The 11326-nt window shown below is 37.8% G+C and carries 11 protein-coding genes; 1 reads left to right on the forward strand and 10 read right to left on the reverse strand.

Annotated elements, in window-relative coordinates; genetic code table 11:
- The 5 genes from radA to Q0F90_RS04205 all read right to left on the reverse strand — a co-directional run.
- The coding region (gene radA, locus Q0F90_RS04185) for a DNA repair protein RadA (protein ID WP_296003627.1) at positions 1 to 1247 on the reverse strand (1247 nt) is incomplete at its 3' end.
- A gap of 169 nt (positions 1248 to 1416) precedes the next feature.
- Positions 1417 to 3864: an ATP-dependent Clp protease ATP-binding subunit gene (locus tag Q0F90_RS04190; protein WP_296003629.1), complete on the reverse strand. Its 2448-nt coding sequence runs from the start codon at positions 3862 to 3864 to the stop codon at positions 1417 to 1419.
- Positions 3865 to 4102: 238 nt separating this feature from the next.
- Positions 4103 to 5164 carry a protein arginine kinase gene (locus tag Q0F90_RS04195; protein WP_296003631.1) on the reverse strand — a complete coding sequence of 354 codons (1062 nt, stop codon included), beginning with the start codon at positions 5162 to 5164 and terminating at the stop codon, positions 4103 to 4105.
- 9 nt (positions 5165 to 5173) lie between these two features.
- Positions 5174 to 5713 (reverse strand): UvrB/UvrC motif-containing protein, encoded by a 540-nt coding sequence (locus tag Q0F90_RS04200; protein WP_296003633.1) that lies wholly within the window; start codon positions 5711 to 5713, stop codon positions 5174 to 5176.
- Between the two features lie 6 nt (positions 5714 to 5719).
- Positions 5720 to 6199, reverse strand: a complete 480-nt coding sequence (locus Q0F90_RS04205; protein WP_296003635.1) for a CtsR family transcriptional regulator — start codon at positions 6197 to 6199, stop codon at positions 5720 to 5722.
- Between the two features lie 325 nt (positions 6200 to 6524).
- Between Q0F90_RS04205 and Q0F90_RS04210 the strand changes: the two genes are divergently transcribed.
- Positions 6525 to 7031: an S-adenosylmethionine decarboxylase family protein gene (locus Q0F90_RS04210; RefSeq protein WP_296003637.1), complete on the forward strand. Its 507-nt coding sequence runs from the start codon at positions 6525 to 6527 to the stop codon at positions 7029 to 7031.
- Positions 7032 to 7078: 47 nt separating this feature from the next.
- Here Q0F90_RS04210 and Q0F90_RS04215 read toward each other — a convergent pair whose 3' ends face one another.
- From Q0F90_RS04215 to sufB, 5 genes are all read right to left on the reverse strand, one after another.
- The gene (locus tag Q0F90_RS04215; protein WP_105082035.1) at positions 7079 to 7762 is read right to left on the reverse strand and encodes an HAD hydrolase-like protein; all 684 of its coding nucleotides are present in this window, start codon (positions 7760 to 7762) and stop codon (positions 7079 to 7081) included.
- Between the two features lies 1 nt (position 7763).
- Complete coding sequence (gene sufU, locus Q0F90_RS04220; RefSeq protein ID WP_296003641.1) at positions 7764 to 8189, reverse strand: Fe-S cluster assembly sulfur transfer protein SufU; 426 nt, start codon at positions 8187 to 8189, stop codon at positions 7764 to 7766.
- Positions 8190 to 8202: 13 nt separating this feature from the next.
- Positions 8203 to 9432 (reverse strand): SufS family cysteine desulfurase, encoded by a 1230-nt coding sequence (locus Q0F90_RS04225; protein ID WP_296003644.1) that lies wholly within the window; start codon positions 9430 to 9432, stop codon positions 8203 to 8205.
- A gap of 11 nt (positions 9433 to 9443) precedes the next feature.
- A complete protein-coding gene (locus Q0F90_RS04230) occupies positions 9444 to 10490 on the reverse strand; it encodes a SufD family Fe-S cluster assembly protein (protein ID WP_296003646.1) in 1047 nt (348 codons plus the stop codon).
- Positions 10491 to 10499: 9 nt separating this feature from the next.
- Positions 10500 to 11326, reverse strand: an 827-nt coding sequence (gene sufB / locus Q0F90_RS04235) for a Fe-S cluster assembly protein SufB (protein WP_296003648.1), incomplete at its 5' end; no start/stop codon positions are given.

Below are 11326 nucleotides of genomic sequence, written 5' to 3' on the forward strand. Positions count from 1 at the left end.
TTAGCTTCATTAATACGTTGCTCGATGCGCGGAATACTTCGAACATTACCAGTTAAACCGACCTCTCCTAAGATGACCATATCTGTAGGAACGATACGATTTTTTAAATTAGATACTATCGCTACTGCCATAGACAAGTCACAAGCTGGCTCGTTCACTTTAAGTCCACCAATAACGTTAACATACACGTCCTTATTCCCCAATGTAAAGCCACAACGTTTTTCTAAAACAGCCAAGAGTACAATCAAACGGTTAAGATCATAACCTATTGCTGTTCTTCTAGGCATACCAAAGGCCGTAGTAACAACAAGACTTTGCACCTCTACTAAGATAGGGCGAACTCCTTCAAGGTAAATCATGACAGCGCTACCACTTTCCTCATCAGACCGTTCTGCCAATAATGAAGCCGAAGGATTGGATAATTCTTGTAAACCTTCTTCAACCATGGCGAAAATACCTGTTTCAGATGTGGAGCCGAAACGATTTTTAATAGATCGCAATATGCGGAACTGATAGGATCGTTCCCCTTCAAAATAAAGCACTACGTCTACCATATGCTCTAACATACGTGGACCAGCGATATTGCCTTCTTTTGTGACATGACCAATGATAACTGTAGGAATATTGCGTTCTTTACAGAAGCGAAGGAGTCGAGATGTACATTCTCGAACTTGGCTAACACTGCCTGGAGCAGCATCGATATCGCCAGTATACATAGTTTGAATGGAATCAATGACAAGTAAGGATGGTGTCATTGCATCAGCCTGCTCAAGTATATGATCTAAATCTGTATCTGCAATAACTTGTAAACGCTCACTATTGATATGTAGTCGTTCTGCACGAAGCTTAAGTTGTAACTGAGACTCTTCACCAGACGCATAGAGAACTGTACCTACAGTATCTGCTACCTTTTGAGAGACTTGCAATAACAGCGTAGATTTACCAATACCTGGATCGCCACCTAAAAGCATTAATGCACCAGGTACTATGCCTCCACCTAATACGCGATCAATTTCACCAAAGGTTGTAGATACCCGTGCAATAGAGGAAATTTCAATATCTGGTAAAGCTGTAGGCTTAGTCGTTTGATTCCCGACACCACGGGAAGGTGTACGACTATGTTTAGTTTCTTTAATAATTTCTTCAACTAATGTATTCCATTCGCCACATTGTGGACAACGGCCCATCCACTTAGAGGATTCAGCCCCACAATTTTGACAGAAGAATACCGATTTTGCTTTTGCCATAATGCCTCAAAATGTTTTAATAAGAAAAGAAAGGTCATGAATGATAACCATTCATGACCTTTTATGCATAATTTTACTACATGGTTAACTATCATCATTCTATAGTATACCATTTAACTTATATTTTTTATATGAAAGGTAGTCATTAACTGTATATTTTGTATTTTTTCTATACGCTGACAACGATCTCGTTATCCTTCACATCTGCTTTTATAGTTTTTCCTTCTGTAGCATCTCCTTTCAAAATAAGATCTGATAGAGGATTCTCAACTAATCGTTGAATAGCTCGTTTTAGTGGTCGAGCCCCCATTGTAAAGTCGGAACCTTCCTTAACGAGTAATTGCATCGCCTCAGGTGTGATCTCTAATTGGAGTTCTCGCTCTTTAAGGCGTTTTGTAACATCAATCATCAAGATAGAGACAATTTGTTTTAAGTCCTCTTCCGTTAATGGTTGGAAAACAATCATTTCATCAATACGATTTAAAAACTCAGGTCTGAAATGATGTTTTACAGCATCCATAACAGATTTCTTAGCTTCTTTAAAATCTATACTATTAGATTGATTTGAATGAGATTCAGATTTTTTAGGAGCCAAGAAACCAAGCTCTGGAGAGTTCTTATGTAAAGCTTTAGCACCTAAGTTACTTGTCATGATGATAACCGTATTTCTGAAATCTACAGTTCTACCTTGGCTATCAGTAAGTCGACCATCATCAAGAACTTGTAACAAAATATTAAAGAAATCTGCATGTGCTTTCTCTACTTCATCAAGAAGAATAACACTATATGGTTTACGACGTACTGCATCAGTTAATTGACCGCCCTCTTCATAGCCTACATAGCCTGGAGGGGCACCAACTAAGCGTGATACAGTATGTTTTTCCATGTATTCAGACATATCAAGTCGAATCATAGCAGATTCATCGCCGAACAAGGAGGATGCAAGAGCTCTTCCTAATTCAGTTTTACCTACCCCTGTGGGCCCCAAAAACAAGAATGACCCAATAGGACGTTTAGGATCCTTTAACCCAGCCCTTGCACGGCGTACAGCTTTAGCTACAGCAGTAACAGCATCATCTTGACCTACTACGCGTTTATGAAGCTCATCTTCCAAATGGAGCAACGTTTCAGATTCTTCTTCTGCTATTTTAGCTACTGGAATCCCTGTCCATTGCGCCACTACTGCTGCTACATCGTCTTCCGTAACTACTAACTTTTGAGCACTTTCTTCTTTTGCTACAGATTTTTTATCACCGATATCTTTTAGTAGAGTTTTTTCTTCATCACGAAGTTTAGCAGCCTTTTCAAAGTCTTGTGATGTAACGGCTGCTTCTTTCTCATTTTTGACTACCTTTAGACGTTCTTCTAGAGCCTTAACATCTGGCGCTGCAGAAAATACTTGCATACGCACCTTAGATGCAGCTTCATCCACTACATCAATAGCTTTATCAGGCAAGAATCGGTCTGTAATATATCTACTTGATAAGGACACAGCTGCTTTTAACGCTTCATCCGTAATTTTAGCCTTATGGAATGCTTCATAGCGATCTCGTAAGCCCTTTAGAATTTCAAGAGCATCCTCTTCGTTAGGTTCTCCTACTTGAACAGGTTGGAAACGACGCTCTAGAGCAGCATCCTTTTCAATATGTTTTTTATATTCATCAAGCGTTGTAGCACCAATAACTTGGAACTCACCACGTGCTAAGGCGGGCTTTAAAATATTAGCCGCATCCATAGCCCCTTCGGTGGCGCCGGCACCAACTAAAGTATGTATTTCATCGATAAAGATAATCATGTCATCATGTTGTTGTACTTCATCGATAGCTTTTTTCAACCGTTCTTCAAATTCACCACGGTATTTTGCACCGGCAAGCATAGCGCCAATGCTAAGCGAAATAATTCTTTTATTTCGCAAAATTTCAGGTACATTACCGGTAACAATACGCTGTGCTAAACCTTCAGCAATGGCCGTCTTACCTACCCCTGGCTCACCGATGAGAACAGGATTGTTTTTAGTCCTACGGCTTAGAATTTGAATAACCCGTTGAATTTCAGTATCTCGACCGATAACAGGATCAATTTTACCTTGTTTAGCAGACTCATTAAGATCTGTAGCAAAATCAGATAAATCACCTAATTCGCCATCTCCATTAGAGCCTTCTTGACCATCATTGTGGCCCTTAGAATTAGAACCAAGAATATTGCGAATAGTATCTACTACATCATTAGTTCTAACATCCATAGATTGTAATATAGCAGCTGCAACACCGCTACCATCACTTAGTAAGCCTAGTAAAATATGTTCAGTTCCTACATAATTATGGTTCATACGGTTTGCCACTTGAACTGCCAGTTCAAGTACATATTTCACGCGAGGTGTCATGTATATAGAGGTCGCCTTTTTATTACCACGCCCTACATGTTCCTCGACTGCTTCAAAAATATCTTCTGTAACTATACCAATCTCTTCTAAAGCCTTGGCAGCTACACTGTTTTTAACCTTTGTAAGGCCGATGAGTACGTGTTCAGTTCCTACATAGTCATGCCCGAGCTCTAAAGCAGCCTCTTGTGCTAAAGAAAGGACTCGCTGTGCATCGTCTGTGAACCGTTGCATCATAATATCACCTCATCTATCTATGTAAATTGTAATTGTATCTCTTCAAATATATGTAAACAATGGTGGGAAACACCATTGGAATAGTAATTGCTTTAGTACAAAACTATTTTATAGGTATTAACTTTTAACCTATTAATCTAATACATTAAATTGAAAGGATTTATATAAAACAAATAATTGTATATCCATTATTTGTAATTCAGTATTATTTGTAATTTAGTATATTTGTAATCTAGTATTATTTTGAAAGTTTTTGACGTATAACTTTAGCTCGATAGCTATCGCGATCAACCTCTGTTAAATCTTCATTACCGAAATATTTAGTAAGAAAATTAGGGCGAGTTATAGCCACCAACTCATTGAAGGTATCATTTCCCCAAGGTGGCAAGATATCTAAGTCTACGCCTAATTGTATATCGCTAAGTTTTGTCAATGCTTCTTTGCCATTAACACGGCGTGCATATTGTAAAACACCATAAGAGCGCCACAGAACGTCTTCTAAGCCTTCTTTATCGTTGTGTAATAAAGATTGACGAGCTTTACGCTCTTCTGCAATTATGCCTTCTATAATCTTAGTTAATTGCTCAATCGTTGCTTCTTCACTTATCCCCATAGTACGTTGATTTGAAATTTGGTAGATAGCCCCTAAAGCCTCGGATCCTTCACCGTACAAACCTCGTACAGAGTAACCTAATTGAATGATGCTGCGAATGAGTCGTGTAATTCGACCAGACATAGTTAAGGCCGGTAAATGTAGCATTACAGATGCTCTTAATCCAGTTCCTACATTTGTAGGGCATGCTGTTAAATAACCAAAGCGTTCATCAAAAGCATACGGATGCTTCGCCTCGATAGCCTTATCGATTTGAACTGCATGGTCATAGGCCTGTTGTAATTGAAGGCCAGCAGCCATTGATTGGATCCGTAAATGATCTTCTTCATTCACCATAATTACAATAGATGCATCATCAGATACAACTAAATTACGATATGGTAATTTTTCTTCCAGAGCTGGGCTCATTAAGTGTTTCTCTACTAATACAGCCCGCTCACTTTGACTTAATTGCTCTAGACTAATATTAGAATATTGATGACCATCTGCAGCTTTCAAAGGTTGTAACAATCCTCTAGAAATAGAATTTACTTTTTCTAAAGCAGATGTATCATTACGATTTGTAAATAATAGGCCATCAAAGTTACGTGCCAGTCGAATACGACTGGAAATTACAATGTGATCTGTCGCCTCTGTATCGTGGCGTAACCACTGACTTAAAGGAGAGTCCAATATAGTATCTAACATAAGAACCTCCTACGCTTTATCGCCATCGATGATGGCTTCTAACTCTTTAATTTTATCTCTTAAGATAGCAGCCTCTTCAAAATTTTCAGCTTGAACGGCTGTGTCCAATTGATGACGCAATCGCTTTACTTCATATTTAGCTTTAAATACATTAGTTCCACGACTAGGTACAGTTCCTTCATAGTCAGAACTGCCTTGAATACGTTGTAATAACGGATCTATTTCACTATTAAAAGTCTCATAACATTGACCGCAACCAAACTTACCTACACGATTAAATTCGTCATAGGTAATACCACACTGCGGACATCTCTTAGATTGATGAGATTTTAATAAGTTATCTGGGTAAACCATATTTTTAAAAAATTCATTAGTAAAAAAGCTATTATCCCACATATCATTCATAAAAGAGCTATAGGGGGATAATTTGCCCTCTTGTTGTAACTTGGTAGCACAAGTACCACAAAGATGTTGTTCCGTCTTTTGATTATTGACGATATTAGTCATATGAATGGTAGCTTCATTCTTATGGCAATGATCACATAACATCGATCATCACTCCTTCCGTAGTGTATCCACCATTGTTGCGTAAAGCTGACAAACAGCTTCATTGCGCTCTTCAATATCTACATTCTCAATCAAAGTAGCAAAAGAATTATGCATCAATTGAGCTTCACGACGGGTAATCTTTTCAGATTGTAATAATTGGAACAAAGATTGATCTACATCTCGCATATCAATTAAACGTTCCACTGTATTTTGACCTTCATAAATACGATATGTCGTTACTGCAGGCAAAGAGTCTGAGCTTTCTGGGTTTAGTTTTTTGATCCGAATATAACCACCTAAGCCACGTCTAGATTCAACATCAAAACCACGCTCATTAGAAAAACGTGTACTCAATACGTAACTAATTTGGGATGGTGCACAATCTAGTTCATCAGCTAGTTCGTTACGTTTTAAAACTAGTTTTTCTTGTTCTTCACGCATACGGTCTAAGATAAATTTTTCTATTTTATCAGCTATCATACTCATAAAAAACACCCCTTTAAATTTTATTTACTATAGTTTTGACCATTTGTTCTTTGATACAATTCTATTATATTTGACTATTTGACCTTAGTCAATACAAAAGTCAAACTTCATAGTATTTATATTTGACTTTTTACTCTATTTTCTTTTTATTTACTAGCATACTCTCGATAATACAAGGTTATTTACATAATTTATTAATAAGTCAAATCAAGCTAAAAAGTTTTGACTTTTCGTTTACTTTTTAATTCATTCTCATATGATTGGACTTAATCTTTAATTCTATGTATAATAAATGAGATATTATATTCCGAAAGAAGGTGTTATTATGGCAGAAGCATTAGGACAAGAATTGTTAATTGATTTATATTCCTGTGACGAAGATGCAATTTCATCCGCTACAGCTGTACAAGAAAGTGTAGCTACTGCATTTGATTTAGCTGAACTAGATGTTGATGAAATCAGTTGTCAGGTTATGGACGAGGAGATCGCCCTCCTTTCTGTTGCACCAGGCTTTCACTTTACATTGCACACATATCCTGCACTAGGTTATGTAGCAGTTGACTTGTATTCCTTCGAGCAATCCTTACCGCTCACATTAATTATGAAAGCATTGCGCAAATCTTTCAGAGCAGAAAAGGTAAAAGCAACGAGTGTACAACGCGGTGACTTTGGTAACGAACGAGACATGAAGCCCCGTCGTAAAACTAAAATCACAACTCTTGGTCGCGTATCTCGCACAAGAATACAACTCAAACAAACAGGCGGTAAATTGAAAAAACAAAGTGCTAAGGTTATTAAAACATTAGCTAAAAAAAGCGGCTTAAAAAGATAGCACAAAAGGACTGACCTCGTGGTCAGTCCTTTTCTAATGTAATTAATTTATCTACGAACCATTAATGCTTCAAGATCGAGAACGTCTGCAATTTCATCAACGTCATCACAGAGATATTCGGCATCAGCTTCTTTTAGTTCAGCTTCTGTACCATAACCATAAGTAACACCGACGGAGATACAACCAAGTTCATTGGCTGCTTCTACATCATACTTACGATCCCCAACCATGAATGCCATACGATTACCATTTTCATCAGTTAATGGATTGCCACAAAGTTCAAGAGCTTTTTCAAGAATCTCCTTCTTATGTAATAATCCACTTTCATAATTAGCACCAACGATTACATCAAAGTAAGGTGTCAATTCGAAATGATCTAAAATATCCTTCGCATAATGTTCTGGTTTTGCCGTGGCTAAAGCAATTGTATATTGCTCTGTTTTACATTTAGCCAATAAGTCTACAATATTTGGATATACTGTATTCTCAAACTTACCAATCGTTCCATACCGTTCACGAAACTTGAAATATGTTTCTTCTGCTTGCTCAAAAGTCATACCACAATGTTCTTGAAAGGCATCAACCAATGGTGGTCCTAAGAACAATTGCAACGTTTCTTCATCAGGTACGTCATAGCCAAAATGTTCTAAGGCAAATTTAATGCTTTTAAGAATACCTTCTTGAGAGTCTGTCAAAGTACCATCTAAGTCAAATAATATTGTCTTTTTCATATTATTTCTTTAAAGCCTCTTTTAACGTATGCCATGCAAGAACTGCACATTTAACACGAGCTGGCATGTTAGATATATTTTGTAATGCCATAGCATCTTCTAATTGTTCTAACTCGCTTTCATCAGTAATCTCTTTTTTGATCATACCTAAGAAAACTTCAACCAAACGAAGTGCTTCCTCTACGGATTTACCTTTAATAATGTCAATCATCATAGATGCGGAAGCTTGGCTAATAGCACAACCAGAACCAGTATATGCTGCATCTTTTACAATGCCATCTACTACATTCACTTGTAATGTTAAATCATCACCACAACTAGGGTTATGACCATGTTCAGAAGTTGTGAATTCAGTTAACTCATGTTTATTACGTTTATCTTGGTTATGTTCCAAAATAAGTTCCGTATATAGTTGATCCATTTCCATTGATGGTAATCTCCTAATCTTTAAAGCCCATGACTGAACGAACAGTCTTCAATACTTCGAGGAAGGCATCAAGGTCTTCCTTACGAGTGTACAAGTACATACTTAAACGAGTAGATGCAGATACATTGTAGAACGCCCCTAATGGTTGCGCACAGTGGTGACCAGAACGAACACAAATACCTTTTGCATCTAAAATAGTTGCTACATCGTGAGGATGTACATCATCTATAGTGAAAGCAATTACACCATGTTTTTCTTTCGGATTTGTAGAACCGATCACATTAACATGTGGTAATTCTAACAATTTAGGCAAAATATAAGCAACGAGTTCTTCTTCATACGCTTCAATAGCATCCATACCAAAGGATTCTAAATAGTCAATAGCAGCATGTAAAGAAACAGCACCATCTGCATTTGGCGTACCAGCTTCAAATTTATATGGCAACTCATTGAACGTAGCAGATTGCTCTTTTACATATTCAATCATATCGCCACCCAACAAGAATGGAGGCATTGCTTCTAATAATGCTCTTTTACCATAGAGCACACCAATACCTTGGGACGCACACATTTTATGGCCAGAGAATACGAAGAAGTCACAATCAAGTTCTTGCACGTCAATTTTTTTATGAGGCGTAGATTGAGCACCATCAAGAACGACAACGGCACCAACAGAGTGTGCTTTTTCTGTCAATTCTTTTACAGGGAACTCCATGCCTAGAACATTACTAATATGTGCAAAAGCTACGATCTTAGTAGTTTCATCAATTTTATTGATTTCGCCGTCTTTTAAATGACCGCTTTCATCAAGGTACATATATTCCAATGTAGCCCCTGTCTTTTCAGCCACATATTGCCATGTAACTAGATTTGCATGATGTTCAGCTACAGTAATAATGATTTTATCACCTGCTTTAAGGTTATTAAGACCATAGCTATGGGCAATTAAATTCATAGATTCTGTTGTATTACGTGTAAATACAACCTCTTCTCGCTCACGGGCATTGATAAATTCCACTACACGATCACGAGCGTTTTCATATGCTTCAGAGGCTTCAATAGCCAAAACATGGGAACCACGATGAGGATTACCATTGTGCTGAGTCATATGCTCTACTACACGATCCACTACAACTTGTGGGATTTGTGCAGTTGCACCGCTATCTAAATAGATAACGCGGTGCCCATTATGCTCTTTATGTAATATAGGAAAATCTTTATATGCTTCTGCAATAGGTCTCATAAAACGCCTCTTTAAATCTTATTACGTACAGCTGCTAATGCTGCTTCTTCAATCGTTTCATCACCAATGCGATCAATAATAGGACGAATCATAGATTCAACGATGATATGTTTAGCCTCTACTTCACTAAAGCCACGGCTCATGAGGTAGAACAATTTATTATGATCAATTTGGCCTGCACTTGCTGCATGGTTACCAACTACATTATCCTCTTTACACAACAAGAGTGGTAAAGAAATAGATTTTACAGTAGGGTCTAACAACAAGCAAATATCTTCTTCCGCACCTTCAGATGCTGTTGCACCATGAAGGAAATCAAGGGTGCCACGGAAGGATTTTTTAGCATTGCCACTAAGAGCACCTAGGTTGTGGATATCACTGACAGATTTTTTACCGCCATGGCTCATAACCATAGAAATATCGAATTTTTGCTCTTTACTTCCAAGATAAGCAATGTCATGAATCATGCGGGATTCTTTACCTACTAAATCATGATAGTAGTTCAAGATATTTTCACTACCCCCAATTTCGATATTGATATATTCAACATCAGCATTATCTTCTAATTTAGTGTATCGATGCTCGATATGTTGTACATGTTCAGGTAAAAGATTTACCTTTTTCACTACCACTTTACCAGCTGCTTTAACATCGTATTCGTTAAGGTAGCTTACATTAGTTGCTGCATCACCAGAACCAATAACAAAGAATTGAACCTCTAGTTCAGCACCTTCACCAACGATAAATTGGAATCGATTTGCTACACGAGCTGTAGCATCGATACGGATACCTACAACTTCTTTCGCATTTGCAGGAACGTTAATAGCGTAACCTTCTGCTTTTTCTACCAAAGCTTGAACAGCTTCTTTATTAGCGCCTTCATATTTGCCTTCAAATAATGCTGTGCCTACAGGCAATGGTGAAAGTATATTTTCATTCGCTTCCACAGCGATAGATTGTACTGCTGTATCTTCTCCAGCTAGAGAGCCTACAGTATGGTTAACACGTAACCATCTGAACGTCGGTCTAGGGAGTTCATTAAATAATAATTCGCTCATAATTCCTCCTTAACCGATAGAACCTTCTAATTCAAGATTGATTAGGTTGTTCATTTCTACTGCATACTCAAGTGGCAATTCTTTAGAGATTGGCTCTACGAAACCACGAACAAGCATTGCACGAGCTTCTTCTTCGCTGATACCACGAGTCATGAGATAGAAAATCGCTTCGTCAGAAATACGACCGATTTTTGCTTCATGGCCTAAGTCTACATTATCATTTTCAACGATAATTGCTGGAATTGTATCGGATTGAGACTCAGCATCAAGCATCAAGGATTCACAAGAAACTGTTGCTTTTGCATGCTCAGCATTAGGACCAATTTTCAAAAGACCACGGTAGATAGCTGCGCCACCAGATTTAGAAATAGATTTAGAGTTTACATTACTTGTTGTATATGGTGCGTTGTGAACCACTTTACAACCTGTATCAAGGAATTGACCTTCACCAGCGAATGTTACACCTGTAAATTCAGCATGTGCACCTTCACCGTTAAGAATACTCATTGGATACAAGCAAGAAACTCGGGAACCAAAGGAACCAGATACCCACTCAATTGTACCATTTTTACCTACTACACAACGTTTTGTGTTAAGGTTGTACATATTTTTGGACCAGTTTTCAATTGTAGAATAACGCAATGTAGCATTATCTTTTACGAACAATTCAACGGCACCTGCATGAAGGTTAGATACGTCATATTTAGGAGCGGAACAACCTTCGATAAAGTGCAATTTAGCACCTTCTTCTACGATGATCATCGTATGTTCGAACTGACCAGCACCCGGTGCATTCAAACGGAAGTAGGATTGCAATGGAATATCTACTTGTACAC

This window comes from uncultured Veillonella sp., from assembly GCF_934190855.1.
GTDB lineage: Bacteria > Bacillota > Negativicutes > Veillonellales > Veillonellaceae > Veillonella.

What these genes read in the sequence shown, in the direction of transcription:
- Q0F90_RS04190 (WP_296003629.1), bottom strand. Translation starts at nt 3,864, where the DNA reads ATGATGCAACGGTTCACAGACGATGCACAGCGAGTCCTTTCTTTAGCA.
- Q0F90_RS04200 (WP_296003633.1), bottom strand. Translation starts at nt 5,713, where the DNA reads ATGTTATGTGATCATTGCCATAAGAATGAAGCTACCATTCATATGACT.
- Q0F90_RS04230 (WP_296003646.1), bottom strand. Translation starts at nt 10,490, where the DNA reads ATGAGCGAATTATTATTTAATGAACTCCCTAGACCGACGTTCAGATGG.
- Q0F90_RS04210 (WP_296003637.1), top strand. Translation starts at nt 6,525, where the DNA reads ATGGCAGAAGCATTAGGACAAGAATTGTTAATTGATTTATATTCCTGT.
- sufU (WP_296003641.1), bottom strand. Translation starts at nt 8,189, where the DNA reads ATGGAAATGGATCAACTATATACGGAACTTATTTTGGAACATAACCAA.
- Q0F90_RS04215 (WP_105082035.1), bottom strand. Translation starts at nt 7,762, where the DNA reads ATGAAAAAGACAATATTATTTGACTTAGATGGTACTTTGACAGACTCT.
- Q0F90_RS04195 (WP_296003631.1), bottom strand. Translation starts at nt 5,164, where the DNA reads ATGTTAGATACTATATTGGACTCTCCTTTAAGTCAGTGGTTACGCCAC.
- Q0F90_RS04225 (WP_296003644.1), bottom strand. Translation starts at nt 9,432, where the DNA reads ATGAGACCTATTGCAGAAGCATATAAAGATTTTCCTATATTACATAAA.
- Q0F90_RS04205 (WP_296003635.1), bottom strand. Translation starts at nt 6,199, where the DNA reads ATGAGTATGATAGCTGATAAAATAGAAAAATTTATCTTAGACCGTATG.